The organism is Streptomyces sp. NPDC085927, from assembly GCF_044540975.1.
GTDB lineage: Bacteria > Actinomycetota > Actinomycetes > Streptomycetales > Streptomycetaceae > Streptomyces > Streptomyces hirsutus.
Map to the genome: position 1 here is coordinate 664,149 of NZ_JBITSN010000002.1, position 15,060 is coordinate 679,208.

General features: G+C 68.2%; 12 protein-coding genes and 1 tRNA gene. 5 read left to right on the forward strand and 8 right to left on the reverse strand.

Annotated elements, in window-relative coordinates; translation table 11 throughout:
• Positions 1-55: 55 nt before the first annotated feature.
• Positions 56-772, forward strand: coding sequence for a vWA domain-containing protein (locus ACIF80_RS07960; protein ID WP_399800753.1), 717 nt, complete (start codon positions 56-58; stop codon positions 770-772).
• A 53-nt stretch (positions 773-825) separates the two neighbouring features.
• On the opposite strand, the gene ACIF80_RS07965 is transcribed toward ACIF80_RS07960, so the two are convergent.
• The gene (locus tag ACIF80_RS07965; RefSeq protein ID WP_399800755.1) at positions 826-1,740 is read right to left on the reverse strand and encodes a hypothetical protein; all 915 of its coding nucleotides are present in this window, start codon (positions 1,738-1,740) and stop codon (positions 826-828) included.
• A gap of 129 nt (positions 1,741-1,869) precedes the next feature.
• Here ACIF80_RS07965 and ACIF80_RS07970 point away from each other — a divergent pair, with 129 nt between their 5' ends.
• Together ACIF80_RS07970 and pepN are read left to right on the forward strand one after the other, a co-directional pair.
• The gene (locus tag ACIF80_RS07970) at positions 1,870-2,244 is read left to right on the forward strand and encodes a chorismate mutase (RefSeq protein WP_399800758.1); all 375 of its coding nucleotides are present in this window, start codon (positions 1,870-1,872) and stop codon (positions 2,242-2,244) included.
• Positions 2,245-2,442: 198 nt separating this feature from the next.
• Positions 2,443-4,968 (forward strand): aminopeptidase N, encoded by a 2,526-nt coding sequence (pepN, locus tag ACIF80_RS07975; protein WP_399800760.1) that lies wholly within the window; start codon positions 2,443-2,445, stop codon positions 4,966-4,968.
• A 142-nt stretch (positions 4,969-5,110) separates the two neighbouring features.
• Here the strand turns inward: pepN and ACIF80_RS07980 are convergent, their stop codons facing one another.
• Positions 5,111-6,955 (reverse strand): bifunctional metallophosphatase/5'-nucleotidase, encoded by a 1,845-nt coding sequence (locus ACIF80_RS07980; protein WP_399800762.1) that lies wholly within the window; start codon positions 6,953-6,955, stop codon positions 5,111-5,113.
• Between the two features lie 328 nt (positions 6,956-7,283).
• Here ACIF80_RS07980 and pyk point away from each other — a divergent pair, with 328 nt between their 5' ends.
• Positions 7,284-8,720: a pyruvate kinase gene (pyk, locus tag ACIF80_RS07985; RefSeq protein WP_399800765.1), complete on the forward strand. Its 1,437-nt coding sequence runs from the start codon at positions 7,284-7,286 to the stop codon at positions 8,718-8,720.
• An 18-nt stretch (positions 8,721-8,738) separates the two neighbouring features.
• Here pyk and ACIF80_RS07990 read toward each other — a convergent pair whose 3' ends face one another.
• Together ACIF80_RS07990 and ACIF80_RS07995 are read right to left on the reverse strand one after the other, a co-directional pair.
• A complete protein-coding gene (locus tag ACIF80_RS07990; RefSeq protein ID WP_399801253.1) occupies positions 8,739-9,482 on the reverse strand; it encodes a helix-turn-helix domain-containing protein in 744 nt (247 codons plus the stop codon).
• A 106-nt stretch (positions 9,483-9,588) separates the two neighbouring features.
• Positions 9,589-9,663 (reverse strand) — tRNA-Leu (locus ACIF80_RS07995).
• A gap of 102 nt (positions 9,664-9,765) precedes the next feature.
• Here ACIF80_RS07995 and ACIF80_RS08000 point away from each other — a divergent pair.
• Entirely contained in the window at positions 9,766-10,422 is a 657-nt protein-coding gene (locus ACIF80_RS08000) for an ANTAR domain-containing response regulator (RefSeq protein WP_399800768.1), read from the forward strand.
• A gap of 83 nt (positions 10,423-10,505) precedes the next feature.
• On the opposite strand, the gene ACIF80_RS08005 is transcribed toward ACIF80_RS08000, so the two are convergent.
• From ACIF80_RS08005 to ACIF80_RS08020, 4 genes are read right to left on the reverse strand one after another with little or no spacing between them, the layout of a single operon-like run.
• Positions 10,506-11,222 carry an ABC transporter ATP-binding protein gene (locus ACIF80_RS08005; protein ID WP_332426701.1) on the reverse strand — a complete coding sequence of 239 codons (717 nt, stop codon included), beginning with the start codon at positions 11,220-11,222 and terminating at the stop codon, positions 10,506-10,508.
• Entirely contained in the window at positions 11,219-12,199 is a 981-nt protein-coding gene (locus ACIF80_RS08010; protein ID WP_399800771.1) for an ABC transporter ATP-binding protein, read from the reverse strand. Before ACIF80_RS08010 ends, ACIF80_RS08005 begins: the two co-directional genes overlap by 4 nt.
• A 4-nt stretch (positions 12,200-12,203) precedes the next feature.
• The gene (locus tag ACIF80_RS08015; RefSeq protein ID WP_399800774.1) at positions 12,204-14,030 is read right to left on the reverse strand and encodes a branched-chain amino acid ABC transporter permease; all 1,827 of its coding nucleotides are present in this window, start codon (positions 14,028-14,030) and stop codon (positions 12,204-12,206) included.
• Positions 14,031-14,035: 5 nt separating this feature from the next.
• On the reverse strand, positions 14,036-14,968 hold the full coding sequence (locus ACIF80_RS08020; protein WP_055574219.1) for a branched-chain amino acid ABC transporter permease: 933 nt from the start codon (positions 14,966-14,968) through the stop codon (positions 14,036-14,038).
• Positions 14,969-15,060: the final 92 nt, after the last annotated feature.

Consider the following 15,060-nt stretch of genomic DNA (forward strand, 5'->3'; position numbering starts at 1 on the left):
GACGGCCGGCCCCGGCAGCGAGCAGCCGGCGTTCGGTGACCGAGAGGGAGCGGGCATGGCCGCGATCAGCCTGACCAAGATCGAGGAGACCGCGCCCCAGCTGGTCAGCCTGTACAAGACCGCGGGGCACGCGGTGTCCGGGCACGGGCTGGACGGCCTGCGCGCCGCGGTCTACCTCGTGCTCGACCACTCCGGCTCGATGAAGCCGTACTACAAGGACGGCAGCGTGCAGGCCCTCGCCGACCGGGTGCTGGGCCTGGCCGCCCACCTCGACGACGACGGCATCGTGCCGGTGGTGTTCTTCTCCACGGACGTCGACGCCGTCACCGGCATCGCCCTCGACGACCACGAAGGACGGGTCGAGCGGATCGTGGCCGGACTCGGGCACATGGGCAGGACCAGCTACCACCTGGCCATGGACGCCGTCATCGACCACTACCTCGACAGCGGATCGACCGAACCGGCCCTCGTCGTCTTCCAGACCGACGGCGGCCCCACCAGCCGGCTCGCCGCGGAACGGTACTTGTGCAAGGCGGCGAAGCTGCCGCTGTTCTGGCAGTTCATCGGCTTCGGCGACCCGGACAGCCGGCAGTTCGACTACCTGCGCAAGCTGGACGACCTGGCCGTCCCGGACAAGCGGGCCGTCGACAACGCGGGGTTCTTCCACGCGGGAGCCGAGCCCCGCAGGATGCCGGACGCCGAGCTGTACGACCGGCTGCTGGACGAGTTCCCCAAGTGGCTGGCGGACGCGCGGGCGCGGGGGATCCTCTAGCCGAGGACGGCCGCATCACCGCCCCACCGGGCCGGCACCCCGGCCCCGGCCCCCTACGTGTCGCACTCCAGCACCGTCCGGCACAATGTGCACCGCGCTCGTACCCGCCCCCGCACCGGAACCCTGATCCGCTGATGGCACGTGGGACACGGGAACGACACCCGCAGCGGCTCCTCACGGCCACCGCCCCGCGTGAAGCTGTACGGCACATCCGTCCGGGCCGGGAGAAAGGGGAGGGCCCCGCGCTCCCCCTGGGCGTGCCGGCGCTCCCGCGCGTACCGCCGGCGCCCCGTCCAGCCGGCAGCCGTCAGCGGCGGCTGCCGCCCGTCGAGCCGGGCCAGCTCCATCCCGCTCACATACGCGGTGTGGGCCTGCTCGCTGGTGAACCACACCGACGGGTCCTCGCCGAACACCAGCGACCGCTTCGCCAGCACATAGCCGAACTCCTCCGGCGTGAGATACCCCAGCTTCTGCGACGACACCTCGTCCTGACGGAACGCGTCCAGCAGCAGCCACCCCGCCCCCAGATACGTCGCCGCCGTGTCCGTCAGCAGCTCGTTGTCGCGCGTACCGGGAAACGACAGCCCCAGGCGGTGCAGGTAGACATGCGTCACCTCGTGAGCCAGCGCCGCCCCTATGTCCCGCCGGTGCGTCCGGAACCGGTCGTTCAGCTCCACGAAGTACTCAGGACCCGCCTCCAGCTCGACATGCGCCGCATACTTCATGTCGCGGAAGCTGACGATCAACCGCGCATCCGGCAACCGGTAGTGCCGGACCATCTCCCGCGCCACCCGCTGCGCCCCCATATGGAGATCATCCGTGTCGCAGAACGCCACATCGACGGGCGCCACACTCACCGAGAACGCCTGCACCGTGTCGTACGACAAACGCCGGTACAACGCGGTCACAGCCGACCGCACCGTCTCCAGATGCGGGTAGCCCCGCTCCACCGCCCCGTCGCTCGTCACGCCTCACCCCCAGGACGCCCCACAACCGATTCCACTGTACGAGCCCACTCCGATGTACGAGCCCACTCCGACCCTGTCCCCGACCGCGGGCGCCCGGCACCCCGCCCCCGCCCCGTAGGCTGACTTCCCATGACCACCAGCAGCACCGGTACCGGTGACGTCGACCCCGCGGTCCGCGAGGAACTCGCCAGGTTGCGCGACAGCATCGACAACATCGACGCGGCCGTCGTCCACATGCTCGCCGAACGCTTCAAATGCACCCAGCAGGTCGGCCGCCTCAAAGCCGAACACCGGCTGCCCCCCGCCGACCCGGCCCGCGAAGCCCGCCAGATCACCCGGCTGCGCACCCTCGCCGAGAACGCCAAACTCGACCCGGCCTTCGCCGAGAAGTTCCTGAACTTCATCATCGCCGAAGTGATCCGCCACCACGAACACATCGCCGACGGCGCCGCCAAGAGCCCCGTCAGCAACCCCACCGGCGCCCCCGCACCCGCCACGGACTGACCGACCCCCGCCCCCTCCGGGGGCACGGACACCCACGACCGGCACCCCGCCCCGCCGGCACCGTCCCCACGCGACGGCACGCACACCCCGCACCTCCCGGAACCCCCACAGAGGGGCGCACAGCCGGGAGCCCGCCCCGGACCGGACATAAGTCGTGTACCGATCCGCCTCTGTGCCCCGCCGACGCCATCAGGCAGCATGGCCTGCATGTCCGTACTCACGCGCGACGAAGCGCAGAACCGAGCACAGCTCCTCGACGTCCACCGCTACGCGATCGAACTCGATCTCACCACCGGTGACGACACCTTCGACTCCCGCACCCTGATCCGCTTCACCGTCCTCGCGGACCAGGACGACACGGACACCTTCGTCGAGGTCAAGCCCGCCGAGCTGCGCTCCGTCACCCTCGACGGACACCCGCTGGACCCCGAGACCCTCGACGGCAACCGACTGCCGCTCAAGGGCCTCACCCCCGGCGAACACGAACTCCGCATCGACGCCGCCATGCACTACTCCCGCACCGGCGAAGGCATGCACCGCTTCACCGACCCCGCCGACGGCGAGACCTACGCCTACACCCAGCTCTTCCTCGACGACGTCCAACGCGTCTTCGCGGCCTTCGACCAGCCCGACCTCAAGGCCGTCTTCGACCTCACCGTCACCGCCCCCCGCACCTGGACCGTCCTCGCCAACGGCATCACCGAACACCTCGGCGACGGCCGCTGGAAAGCAGCCACCACCCCCCTCATCTCCACCTACCTCGTCGCCGTCGCCGCCGGACCCTGGCACTCCGTACGCACCGAACACCGCGGCCTCCCCTTCGGCATCCACTGCCGCCGCTCCCTCGCCCCCCACCTCGACGCCGACGCCGAAGAACTCCTCGACGTCACCCGCGCCTGCTTCGACCGCTACCACGCCACATTCACCCAGCCCTACCCCTTCGACTCCTACGACCAGGCATTCGTCCCCGAATTCAACGCCGGCGCCATGGAGAACCCCGGCCTCGTCACCTTCCGTGACGAATTCGTCTTCCGGTCCGCCGTCACCGACACCCAGCGGCAGACCCGCGCCATGGTCATCGCCCACGAAATGGCCCACATGTGGTTCGGAGACCTCGTCACCCTCAAGTGGTGGGACGACATCTGGCTCAACGAGTCCTTCGCCGAATACATGGGCTACCAGACCACCGCCGAAGCCACCCGCTTCACCGACACCTGGACCGACTTCGGCGTCACCCGCAAATCCTGGGGCTACGACGCCGACCAGCGCCCCTCCACCCACCCCGTGGCCCCCGAAGACGTCCAGGACACCGCCTCCGCCCTCCTCAACTTCGACGGCATCTCCTACGCCAAGGGCGCCTCCGTCCTGCGTCAGCTCGTCGCCTGGCTCGGCGAAAAGGACTTCCTCGCCGGCATCAACACCCACATCGAGCGGCACAAATTCGCCAACGCCACCCTCGCCGACTTCCTCGACTCCCTCGCCTCCGCCACCGACCGCGACGTCCACGCCTGGGCCAACGCCTGGCTCACCACCACCGGAGTCGACACCCTCACCCCCGAGCTCCGCACCGACAACGGCCACTGGCACCTCACCGTCCGGAACCCGCCCCCCGCGGGCGAAACCGGCCGCCCGCACCGCATCACCCTCGGCCCCTACGACCACGACCTCCACACCGCCCACGGCCTCGTCCCCCGCACACCCCTCGAAGCCGACCTCTCCACCACCGGCACCACCACCGTCAGCGCACCCGGCCCCCGCCCCGCCCTCCTCGTCCTCAACGACGGCGACCTCACCTACGCCAAGATCCGTTTCGACGACGAGTCCACCCAAACCCTCCGGGCCCGCCTCTCCGGACTCCCCGACCCCCTCACCCGCGCCGTCGTCTGGAACGCCCTGCGCGACGCCGTCCGCGACGGCGAACTCCTCCCCGCCACCTACCTGGACATCGCCCGCGCCCACCTCCCCCACGAAACCGACCTCGCCCTCGTCGGGGGCGTCCTCGCCTTCGCCACCACCCACGTCACCGACCGCTACGTCACCCCCGGCGAGCGGCCCGCCGCCCTCGCCACCCTCACCGACCTGTGCCGCGACCTCATCCGCCGCACCGAGGACGGCGACAACCCCGGCCTGCGCCTCATCGCCGTACGCCACCGCATCGACACCGCCGCCCACCCCGACGCCATCGCCGCCTGGCTCACCGACGGCACCGTCCCCGGCGGCCCCGAACTCGACCCCGAGCTGCGCTGGCGCATCCTCACCCGCCTCGCCGTCCTCGACGCCACCGACGAAGCCGCCATCGCCGCGGAACTCGCCAACGATCCCAGCGCCACCGGCCAGGAAGGCGCCGCCCGCTGCCGCGCCGCCCTGCCCCACGAAGACGCCAAGGCCCGCGCCTGGGACGCCCTGTTCCACACCGACAACCTGTCCAACTACCTGTTCACCGCCACGGCCCAAGGCTTCTGGCAACCCGAACAGGCCGACCTCGTACGCCCCTACGTCGCCCGCTACTACAAGGACGCCGTCGCCCTCGCCGCCCGCCGCGGCCCCGCCATCGCCGAAGCCGCCGGCCACTGGGCCTTCCCCGTCCACGCCGTCGACCCCGAAACCCTCCGCCTCGGCCAGAAATGCCTCCGCAAGGCCGACCCGATCCCCGCCCTGCGCCGCAAACTCGTCGACCAGCTCGACGACCTGGCCCGCGCACTCCGCATACAGCAGCAGGCGTAAACCGGCGGGCACACCGCGCAGCCGGGGGCGCCGCACCACCACGCGGCACCCCCGGCAACACTTCGAGGCGGCCCCGGGCGCCCCGGGCGACCTCGAGGAACGGCCGGCACCGCACCACCGGCCCGCCCTCCCGCACCGCTTTTCAGAACACCGGCGTACCCTCCCGCGTCAGCCGCCAGTCCACCGACGCGAACTGCGCCGGATCCAGCACACCCTTCGCCGTCACCCACTCCGCGATCCGGGTACGGATCTCCGTCGACTCCGACCACACCTCCTTCGCCGACGCCACATGCGGAAACGCGCCGCCCCCGTTCGCCCGGTAATTGTTCACCGCGAACACGAACTCCTGCGCGTCGTCCAGCGGAGCACCTCCGACGGTCACATTCCGGATCCGCGACCCCACCGGCTGCGCGATATCAATGTCGTACCGCAACCCCGACACATAGTCGTAGTTGTAGTCCGGGCGCCCACCCGCGTTCGTCAACGCCGCCACATCCACCGGCGCACCCACCGCCGTCCGCACGAAGTACTCCGCCGAATACTCCAGATACGCCCGCACCTGCGCACCCGTCATCAACTTCGCCACCAGCGTGTTGTCGTACACATACAGACCCGACAGATCCCGGATCGTCACCTCGCCCGCCGGAATCTCCGACGTCCGTGAGAACGGCGACCCCTGCGACAACACCGGCAGCGACGCATACTCCGAACCCGCCAACGCGGCCCGGACCACGTCCTCCTGCGCCTTGGTGATCAGATCGATGATCGGCGCGTCCTTGTACCGCGCCTCCACCGTCGTCAACGCCACCGTCGCCGAACCCACCACCTGATTGACGTACGCCACCACCTCCGCATGCTCGTCCGACAACAGACGCGTGATCCGCGGATCGTCCTCCACCGTCGCCGCATCCCGCAGCGACGCCCCCACCGACTCCACCCGCCACCGGCCCCGCTCCAGAACGAGTCCGAAGTCGAACAACGTCAGCCGCTCCGCGTAACACAGCGGCTCCGACAGCACGACCTCCCGGCCCGTCTCCTCATTGACGACCCGCAACTCCTCGATCTCCGCATGCGCGTGACCGACCAGAATCGCGTCGATCCCCGGCACCAGGCGCGCCACATTCGCCGCCGCGTTCTCCACGTACGGCAACTGATCCCCGTACGACGACGTCCCCGACGACCCCGAATGCGCCGACACCACCACCACGTCCGCACCCATCGACCGCAGCTTCGGCACCCACTTCGCCGCCTGCTCCTCGAGCCCCGGGAACGTCAGCTTCCCCTGCACATACGCCTTGTCCCAGATCGCGATACCCGGGTTCGTCAACCCCAGCACCGCCACCCGCACCGGCGGAGCACCCTTCACCCGGAACTTCTTGATCAAGTACGGCGGGAACGCGGGCTTCAACGTCTTCGCGTCCAGCGCGTTCGCACCCAACAGCGGGAAACGGCACTGCTCCTCGAACTTCCGCAGCGTCTCGATCCCGTAGTTGAACTCGTGATTGCCGAGCGCCACCGCGTCGTACCCGATCGCGTTCATCGCCTGCGCCATCGGATGGACCGGGCCGCCCTGCGCGGTGATCGGATCCACCTTCGCGTAGTAGTACGTCAACGGCGTGCCCTGGATCGTGTCCCCCGCGTCCAGCAGCATCGTGTTGTGCCGGCCCTTTTCCCTGCGGACCTGCTCCACCAGTGTCGACACCCGCGCCAGGCCCTGCGCGTTGCCCGCCCCGTCCTCGTACTCCGCGTCCTTGAAGTAGTCCCAGTTGAAGACATGGCCGTGCAGGTCCGTCGTCCCCATCACCGTCAGCGCATACCGCTTCACCGGCTTCTCCTTCCCCCCTCTCCCCGCACCCGCCGCCACGGCGGTCCCTGCGGCGTCCGCGGACCCGGCGGCCTGAGCAGCGGGAGCCGCCGCACCCGCCAGCGCCACCCCCGCCCCCGTCGCGGCGGACCTCGTCAGAAACTTCCGGCGGTTCAACGGCATCCGGGGCTCTCCTCATCCAGGCAACGACGCGCGTAGATCCGCGCGCGACGATTCTGACCTGAACACGTCGAGTCTGACCAGCCTCCACGGGCCGCGATCCGGCAGCGGTGGCGGCAGTGACAGTGGCAGCGGTGACAGCAGCGGTGGTGGCAGTGGCGGTGGCGGCCCTGACCGGCCGTGCGAGCCGCGGCGCGCGCGACGATCCGGTGTGCTCATCGGAGCGCCCGGCCGCACAATTCAACACTTGTCAATAGTGATTCATACGCAGTCCGCCGAATGGTCACATGTGACCTAATCCCTACCCGCCGGTAAGCCCTAGGCTCGTATCATGCGCCGAGCCAAAATCGTCTGCACGCTAGGGCCCGCCACCGACACATACGACCAGATCAAAGACCTGGTCGACGCCGGAATGGACATCGCCCGATTCAACCTCAGCCACGGCAGCCACGCCGAACATGAGGAGCGTTACCACCGGGTCCGAAAAGCCGCCGACGAAACCGGACGCAGCGTCGGCCTCCTCGCCGACCTTCAAGGCCCGAAAATCAGGCTCGGCCACTTCGCCGAAGGCCCCGTACTCCTTGAACGCGGCGACACCTTCACCATCTCCGTGGAAGACGGCATCCAAGGCGACCGCCACACCTGCGGCACCACCCACGCAGGCCTCGCCGACGACGTCACCCCCGGCGAACGCATCCTCATCGACGACGGCAAAGTCACCCTCCAGGTCACCGCGGTCGACGGCCCTTGCGTCCACACCACCGTCATCGAAGGCGGCATGGTCTCCGACCACAAAGGCCTCAACCTCCCCGGTGTCGCCGTCTCCGTCCCCGCCCTCTCCAAAAAGGACGAGGACGACCTCCGCTGGGCCCTGCGCACCGGCTTCGACACCATCGCCCTCTCCTTCGTACGCAGCGGACACGACATCAAGGACGTCCACCGCATCATGGAGGAAGAAGGCCGCCGCCTCCCCGTCATCGCCAAAATCGAAAAACCCCAAGCCGTCCAGAACATCGACGACATCGTCGCCGCCTTCGACGGCGTCATGGTCGCCCGCGGAGACCTCGGCATCGAAATGCCACTCGAACAAGTCCCCATTGTTCAAAAGCGCGCGATCAAACTTGCCAAACGCAACGCCAAACCGGTCATCGTCGCCACCCAAATGCTCGACTCGATGATCGACAACGCCCGCCCCACCCGCGCCGAAGCCTCCGACGTCGCCAACGCCGTCATCGACGGCACCGACGCCGTCATGCTCTCCGGCGAAACCAGCGTCGGCAAACACGCCATCAGCACCGTCCGCACCATGGCCCGCATCGTCGAAGCGGCCGAAGAGGACCTCCTCGCCAAAGGCCTCCCACCCCTCACCGAAACCAACAAACCCCGCACCCAGGGCGGCGCCGTCGCCCGGGCCGCCGCCGAAATGGGTGACTTCCTCGACGCCACCCACCTCATCGCCTTCACCCAATCCGGTGACACCGCCCGCCGCCTCTCCCGCTACCGCTCACCCATCCCCCTCCTCGCCTTCACCCCCGACCCCGCCACCCGCTCCCAGCTCAGCCTCACCTGGGGCGTCGAAACCTTCCTCGGCCCCCACGTCGACTCCACCGACGCCATGGTCGACCAGGTCGACGAACTCCTCCTCACCTACGGCCGCTGCAAGAAGGGCGACATCGTCGTCATCACCGCCGGCTCCCCGCCCGGCGTCTCCGGCTCGACCAACCTCGTCCGCGTCCACCACATCGGCGAGGACGACAGCCCCAAGTAGCCTCCTCAGGGCCCCGGTTCAGTGCTTGGGGCCCACATGAAGGTCCATCAGGGCAACGGACGCCTTCTTGGCGACGGAGATGTTGCGGGGGTTGGGCTGCCGCCATTCGACACCCACTCGGTCCAGGGATGCCGTGAAGAGGCGGATGATGTCGGCCGAGAGATTGGTGAAGAAGTACCGCGGGTACTCATAGCGCTTCCGTTCGCCGCGGACCATGCGCGTCGTCCAGTTGGTGATCCGGCACCCGTCGGAGTGGATGAGTCCACGGACGAATTCCCAGGGATACCTGTCGACCAGAGCTTGTTGCCAGGGCTGCAGAGCGATGGAGCGATCATGCTTCTTGCCGGGCCCATGCTGGGGGAAGAGTTGGGGCCAGTGCGGGGAGTAGCTGGTGATCATCACGCAGCCCTGCTTCGGCTCTGTGCAGAGGCCGATCCCGGGGCGCACTCGCGTGATGGCCTCGCGGCACAGTTCGGTCAATCCAGGCCAGGCGTCCGCACACGCGATCCGCAGGTAGGAGCCGGAACGGGGGTGCGCGCTGATGCAGCCATCGCCGAGATAGAGACCGAGGAGATAGGCGTAAGCAGGCTCATCGGCAGGTGGTCCCGAATCCGGGGACGTCATGCGGGGCAGGGGCTCCAGGCGGTGCTGCCAGGACCTGATCGCGGCGCGGGAGATACCGGTCTCGCGGCTCACCGAGTTCAGGCTCCGGCCTTGGGCCACCAAAGTCAGTGCCCGCCTGCGTGCGCTGAGGTCGTACATGTGTACACCGTGCATGCGTGATAGCGGTGACACGCGGTAATAAGTGGAGGTTCACGAGAACGTGGACATCCGGTTTCCCGTGCGATCCTGGAAATCGAAGGAAAAGTGCCCCCGGTCGGACTCGAACCGACACTGTATGGGTTTTGAATCCATTGCCTGCTGCCAATTGGGCTACGGGGGCCTGGGAAACGAAGGCCGGCGGTCACCCGCCGTGCCCCCACCTTACCGCAGCTAGGTACGCTCTTGTCAGCAGTATCTGCCCGGCCCGCACCAAGGAGCCCCCGTGAGCGTCCCCGAGTCGCCCCAGCCAGTAGACGCGCCCGACGACGACAAGTCGCACGTGCCTCCGATGACGACGCGTGTCGTGATCGCCGAGGACGAGGCGCTGATCCGGCTCGATCTCAAGGAGATGCTGGAGGAGGAGGGGTACACCGTCGTCGGGGAGGCCGGCGACGGTGAGCGGGCGGTGGAGCTTGCCCGGGAGCACCGGCCGGACCTGGTGATCCTTGATGTGAAGATGCCGAAGCTGGACGGTATCTCTGCGGCGGAGAAGATCGCTGAGGAGAGTATCGCGCCGGTGCTGATGCTGACGGCGTTCTCGCAGCGCGATCTGGTGGAGCGGGCGCGGGACGCGGGGGCGATGGCGTATCTGGTGAAGCCGTTCTCGAAGAGCGATGTGGTGCCGGCGATCGAGATGGCGGTGTCGCGGTTCACGGAGTTGCGGGAGCTGGAGCGTGAGGTCGCGGATCTGAGTCTGCGGCTGGAGACGCGGAAGCTGGTGGACCGGGCGAAGTCGGTGCTGCAGACGGTGTACGGGTTGTCGGAGCCGGCGGCGTTCCGGTGGATCCAGAAGACGTCGATGGACCGGCGGATGTCGATGCAGCAGGTGGCGCAGGCGGTTATCGACGACGCGGAGGAGAAGAAGGCGTCGAAGGGGTAGGTGTCCGTCGGTTGTGCTGCTGAGGCCCGGGTCCCCAGGGGGAGCCGGGCCTCAGTGCTGTGCTGTGCCGTGTGGTGGGTGGGTCAGTCCACGCCGAGGTAGGCGTTGCGGACGGATTCGTCGTGGAGGAGGTCCTGTCCGGTTCCGGAGAGGACGATCTTGCCGATTTCCATGACGTGGGCCTGGTCGGCGAGGGAGAGGGCGGCCTGGGCGTTCTGCTCGACGAGGAGGATGGTGGTGCCCTGGGCCTTGAGTTCCGAGATGGTCGCCATGATCTTCTGCATCATGATCGGTGAGAGGCCCATGGAGGGTTCGTCGAGCATGAGGAGTTTGGGCTGGGACATGAGGGCCCTGCCCATGGCGAGCATCTGCTGTTCTCCGCCGGAGAGGGTTCCGGCTGCCTGCTTGCGGCGTTCCCCGAGGATGGGGAAACGGTCGTAGGCGCGCTGGATGTCCTTTTCGATGCCTGTTTTGTCGTTGCGGAGGAAGGCGCCGAGGCGGAGGTTGTCCTCGATGGTCATGCGGGGAAAGATGTGGCGGCCTTCGGGGGAGTGGGCGAGGCCGTGGGCGACGATCTGGTGGGCGGGGGTCTTCTTGAGGGATTTTCCGTTGAATTTGACTTGGCCGCCGACGGGCTTGAGGAGGCCGGAGAGGGTGCGGAGGGTGGTGGTTTTGCCTGCGCCGTTGGTACCGATGAGGGTGACGATCTCGCCGGCTTCGACCTTGAAGGAGATGCCTTTGACGGCTTCGATTTTGCCGTAGGCGACTTTGAGGTCTTCGACTTCGAGGAGTGCGGTCATCGGTCGTTCTCCTTGCCGGGTGCTGCGTCCTTGCCGGGAGTGGTGTCCGTGGCGGTCCCGGTGGTTCCGGCAGTGGTGTCGGCTGCTGAGGCTTCGGTGGCGGCTTCGGCCGCGGCGGCTTCGGCGGCCTCCACTTCGGCCACTTCTTCGGCGCCGGGGTCGCTGTCGAGGGGTTCTCCGAGGTAGGCGGCGATGACGCGTTCGTCGTTCTGGACGGTGGCGGCGTCGCCTTCGATGAGTTTTTGTCCCTGGACGAGGACGGCTACGCGGTCGCAGAGGTTCATGATGAACCGCATGTCGTGCTCGATGACGAGGATGGCGATACCCATGTCCCGGATGGCGAAGATGAGTTCCTCGGCGGCGCGGGTTTCCTGGGGGTTCATGCCGGCGGTGGGCTCGTCGAGGAGCAGGAGACCTGGTTCGCTGGCGAGGGCGCGGGCGATTTCGAGCTTGCGCTGTTCGCCGTAGGGGAGGTTGCGGGAGAGGTGTTCGGCCTTGTCGGCGAGGCCGATGAACTCGAGGAGCTCCATGGCGCGTTCGCGGGATTTGGCTTCTGCCTTGTGGAAGCCGGGGCCGCGGAGGAGGGCGGACCAGAGTCCTTCTTTGGTGCGGGTGTGCCGGCCGACGAGGACGTTTTCCAGGACGGTCATGTTGCCGAAGAGGCGGATGTTCTGGAAGGTGCGGGCGATGCCGGCTGCGGTGACCTTGAAGGACTTGGGGGGAAGGACGCGGTCCTTGTAGCGGACTTCGCCCTCGGTGGGGATGTAGAGGCCGGTGAGGCAGTTGAAGAAGGTGGTCTTGCCGGCTCCGTTGGGTCCGATGAGGCCGACGATTTCGCCGCTGTTGACGGTGAGGTCGACGTCGCGGACGGCGGTGAGGCCGCCGAAGCGCATGGTGACGCCGCGGGCGTCGAGGACGGTGTCGCCGGGGGCGGGGGTGCCTGGGGTGGTGTCCTTGGTGGTGGTGTGGGTGGTCATGTGGTCAGGCCCCTGTCTTGCTCAGGACTGCGGGCGCGTCGTCCTCTGTGTGGAATTCCAGTTTGCGGCGGCGGTTGGGGATGAGTCCTTCGGGGCGGAATCGCATGATGAGTACGAGTGCGAGTCCGAAGGCGAGGAGTTGGTAGTCGCCGAGGAACTGGAGTTTGTTGGGGATGAGGAAGAGGAGTGCGGCGCCGATGAGGGGTCCGGCGATGGTGCCCATGCCGCCGAGGACGACTGCGGCGAGGAGGAAGGCGGAGTTGGGCGGGGTGGTGCCGGCGAAGAGGTACTGCTCGGGTGTGACGGTGTAGGTGACGTGGGCCTGGACGGTGCCGGCGAGGCCGGCGAGGGTGGCGCCGAGGGCGAAGGCGATGAGTTTGACGCGGAAGCCGTTGATGCCCATGGCGAGGGCGGCGGTCTCGTCTTCGCGGATGGCGACCCAGGCGCGGCCGATGCGGGAGTCGCTGCTGCGTCGGAAGACGAGGACGACGACCGCGGTGATGGCGAGCATCAGGAAGAAGTAGTTGGCGAATCGGCCGATGGTGAAGCCGGCGATGTCGTGGGGGGCTCCGAGGTCGAAGCCGAGGATGGTGAGGTCGGGGATGGAGGAGATGCCGTTGGAGCCGTTGGTGAGGTCGGGTCCTGAGGTGCCGTCGAGGTTGTTGACGGCGATGCGGAAGATCTCGCCGAAGCCGAGGGTGACGATGGCGAGGTAGTCGCCGCGGAGGCGGAGGGTGGGGGCGCCGATGAGGACGCCGAAGATGAGGGAGGCGACGGCTCCGACGAGGACGGCCGCCCAGAAGGGGAAGTGGACGCCGAAGGGCGAACTGGGGGAGCCGGAGACGAGCGAGGCGGCGTAGGCGCCGACGCCGAGGAAGGCGACGTAGCCGAGGTCGAGGAGTCCGGCGAGGCCGACGACGATGTTCAGGCCGAGGGCGACGGTGGCGAAGATGAGGATGTAGACACCGAGGGTGGCGTACTGGTCGTCGGTCTGGGTGAAGGGGAAGCAGGCTGCGGCGATGAAGGCGCCGCAGACGGTGATGTTCTGGTGCCGGGCGGTGATGTGGGAGGCCTGGGCGACGAGCCCGGACTTGTTGAGTGCGGCGATGCCGAAGCCGGCGGTGATGAGGAAGCCGACGAAGAGTTCGTCGTACTCGGTGCCGATGCCGTAGGTGAAGACGAGGAGGGCGAGGGCGAGGACGCCGACGATGATGAGGATTTCGGCGTAGGAGGGCAGCGGGGGTACGGCGCGTGGGGTGCCGGAGGTGAAGGCCGCCTTGATGGTCTGCCAGGTGTGGCCGGCGTCGTGCCTGAAGCGTGCCCAGCCGGTTTCGTCGGGGTCGATGGGGTCGGCTTCGGGGCGTTCGAAGGGGAGGGCGAGTGCGCCGAGGAGGGCGAGGAGGGTGGCGGCGGCTGCGAGGTAGGCGCCGGGTTCGAGGTTGACGAGGCCGCCGAGCTGGAAGCTGATGGCGAGGACGGTGTACCAGGTGGTGGTGAAGGCGGCGAGTGCGGCGAGTTTGATGGCCGCGTCGGCGCCGGCGGGGGTGAGCCAGCGCAGGCCCCGGACGCCGTAGGAGGAGAGGGCGAGGAGGGTGGTGAGGGCGCCGGCGACGAGGACGAGGACCTGGAGTCCGCCGGGGTAGCCGTAGTAGGTGAGGTCGCCGGGGAAGTCGGAGGTCCAGGTCCAGGCGAGGAAGGCGGAGATGACGGTGAGGGCGCCGCCGGCGGTGGCGAGGGCGCGGCCGGCGTGCGGGGGGATGCCGATGAGGCCGGTGGGGGTGGTCGCCGCGGAGGTGGCGGGGGTGTTCGGTGTGCTGGTCTGTGTGGTCATCGGTGTCACGCCCTGTCCGCAACGCGCTCGCCGAGCAGGCCTTGTGGTCTGAACAGCAGTACGAGGATGAGGAGGATGAAGGCCCAGACGTCGGCCCAGGACTGGCTGCCGAACTGGTCGAGGCCGGGTATGTCGGCGATGTAGGCGGTGGCGAGGGTTTCGGCGAGGCCGAGGACGAGACCGCCGATCATGGCGCCGTAGATGTTGCCGATGCCGCCGAGGACCGCCGCGGTGAAGGCCTTGAGGCCGAGGATGAAGCCCATCTTGAATTCGATCTGGCCGTACTTGAGCCCGTAGGCGACGGATCCGACGGCGGCGAAGACTGCGCCGAGGGCGAAGGCGACCACGATGATGCGGTCGGTGTTGACGCCCATGAGCTTGGCGGTGTCGGGGTCCTGGGCGGTGGCCTGCATGCCGCGTCCGGTACGGGTGCGCATGACGAAGTAGGCGAGGATGGCCATGCTGACGGGGGCGGCGATGAAGAGGAAGATGTCACCGGTCTGGAGGGTGACGCTGCCGATGTGGAAGGGGCCGCCGTCGATCTGGGGGAAGGTGCGGGCCGATTTGGCCTCGGGGTACCACGCCCAGACGGCTTGCTGGAGGGCGAGGGAGAGGCCGATGGCGGTGATGAGGGGGGCGAGGCGGGGTGAGCCTCGGAGGGGCCGGTAGGCGAATCGTTCCGCTCCGACGGCGACGGTGGTGGAGACGAGTATCGCCCCGAGGAGCATGAGGGGGAGGGCGATGAGCATGGAGGTGCCGTCGGGCAGGATGTAGAGGTAGACCGTGAGTGCGCCGAAGGCGCCGGTCATGAAGATCTCGCCGTGGGCGAAGTTGATGAGCTGGATGATGCCGTAGACCATTGTGTAGCCGATGGCGACCAGCCCGTACATGGATCCCAGTAGCAGGCCGTTGACCAGCTGCTGCGGCAGTTCGTTCACCGCATGTCCTCCGAGACGTTCGGAAAAATAGACGAATGGGGCCGGATGCGAGCCGCGCGGGGCGCCTGTGGTGCGGCGCCCCGCGCGGCTCG

Coding starts and splice junctions, on each gene's coding strand:
- ACIF80_RS07960 (WP_399800753.1), top strand. CDS start 56: ATGGCCGCGATCAGCCTGACCAAGATCGAGGAGACCGCGCCCCAGCTG.
- ACIF80_RS07970 (WP_399800758.1), top strand. CDS start 1,870: ATGACCACCAGCAGCACCGGTACCGGTGACGTCGACCCCGCGGTCCGC.
- pepN (WP_399800760.1), top strand. CDS start 2,443: ATGGCCTGCATGTCCGTACTCACGCGCGACGAAGCGCAGAACCGAGCA.
- ACIF80_RS07980 (WP_399800762.1), bottom strand. CDS start 6,955: ATGCCGTTGAACCGCCGGAAGTTTCTGACGAGGTCCGCCGCGACGGGG.
- pyk (WP_399800765.1), top strand. CDS start 7,284: ATGCGCCGAGCCAAAATCGTCTGCACGCTAGGGCCCGCCACCGACACA.
- ACIF80_RS07990 (WP_399801253.1), bottom strand. CDS start 9,482: ATGTACGACCTCAGCGCACGCAGGCGGGCACTGACTTTGGTGGCCCAA.
- ACIF80_RS08005 (WP_332426701.1), bottom strand. CDS start 11,222: ATGACCGCACTCCTCGAAGTCGAAGACCTCAAAGTCGCCTACGGCAAA.
- ACIF80_RS08010 (WP_399800771.1), bottom strand. CDS start 12,199: ATGACCACCCACACCACCACCAAGGACACCACCCCAGGCACCCCCGCC.
- ACIF80_RS08015 (WP_399800774.1), bottom strand. CDS start 14,030: ATGACCACACAGACCAGCACACCGAACACCCCCGCCACCTCCGCGGCG.